A 1297-nucleotide genomic window follows, 5' to 3' on the forward strand; every position below is an offset into this window, starting at 1 on the left:
GGGGAGCGCTACGGCCGCGTCTACCAGATCAACTACCTGCGCTGCATCTTCTGCGGTCTCTGCATCGAGGCGTGCCCCACGCGCGCCCTGACGATGACGAACTTCTACGAGCTCGCCGACGACGACCGCGGCAAGCTGATCTTCACCAAGGACCAGCTGCTTGCCCCGCTCCAGGAGGGCATGCTGCCGCCGCCCTTCCCCATGGCCGACGGCATGGAGGAGCGCGACTACTACCAGGGCAAGGTCACCGGTCCGACGGCCGCGCAACGCGACTACGTCGACACGCGCGACGCCACCGTCCTCGTCGACGAGAGCCCGAGGGCCCACGACGAGCCCGGGAACCCCGCCGCGAGCGCGCCTGGCGAGCACGACGTGGTCCACACGACCGCGCCGACTGCCGCCCAGACCCGGGAAGGGGCCAACCCGTGACCTCCTCCACCGAAGCCGCGTTCTTCTGGGTGCTCGCCCCGATCGCGGTGCTCGCCGCCCTCGCGCTGGTCTTCGCCCGCAAGGCAGTCCACGCTGCGATCGGGACGGCCATCACGATGACGATCCTCGGGGTCTTCTACATCATGCAGAAGGCCGACTTCCTCGGTGTCGTGCAGGTGTTCGTCTACACCGGGGCCGTGATGATGCTCTTCCTCTTCGTCATCATGCTCGTCGGCGTCGACTCCTCAGACTCCCTCGTCGAGACGATCAAGGGCCACCGCTGGCTGTCGATGCTCGTGGCGCTCGGCCTCGTCGGGCTGCTCGTCTCCGCCATCGGGTCGGCCGCATTCGACGAGGCCACCATGCAGGCCGGGATGGAGCGTCTCGAGACGAGCAACGCCCAGACCGGCAACATCACCGGCATGGCCGAGCTCATCTTCGGCCAGTACGTCTGGATCTTCGAGGTCACCTCGGCCCTGCTCATCACGGCGGCCCTCGCGGCGATGGTCCTCGCGCACCGCGAGCGCCTCACGCCGAAGCTGACGCAGGCCGAGTGGGCCGCCAAGCGGATCCGGGACAACGCCTTCGTCGCCGGCCTGCCCGCGCCGGGGGTCTACGCCCGGCACAACGCGGTCGACACACCGGCCCTGCTGCCCGATGGCACCCCGAGCGACAAGTCCGTCTCCAGGGTCCTCGTCGCTCGGGAGCAGGTAGCCCGGCCGGACGAGTTCCTCGACGTCGAGCGGCACATCCTCGAGTCCGACCCGGGGGAGCAGGACGCCACACCGGTCGGTCCTGACCACCGACGAGGTCGTGGCCCCGAGGTGGGCCCCGAGACAGGTCCCGGCACGGGCGCAGGCACCGGCAC

General features: G+C 69.6%; 2 protein-coding genes. Both read left to right on the forward strand.

Annotated elements, in window-relative coordinates; all coding sequences use genetic code 11:
* On the forward strand, positions 1-429 hold a 429-nt coding region (locus LOY02_RS18960), incomplete at its 5' end, for a 4Fe-4S binding protein (protein WP_317183921.1).
* Positions 426-1297: NADH-quinone oxidoreductase subunit J (locus LOY02_RS18965; protein ID WP_317183922.1), on the forward strand; the 872-nt coding region annotated here is incomplete at its 3' end. The genes LOY02_RS18960 and LOY02_RS18965, both read left to right, overlap by 4 nt.

This window comes from Intrasporangium sp. (genome assembly GCF_032907665.1).
In the GTDB taxonomy this organism is placed as follows: Bacteria; Actinomycetota; Actinomycetes; order Actinomycetales; family Dermatophilaceae; genus Intrasporangium.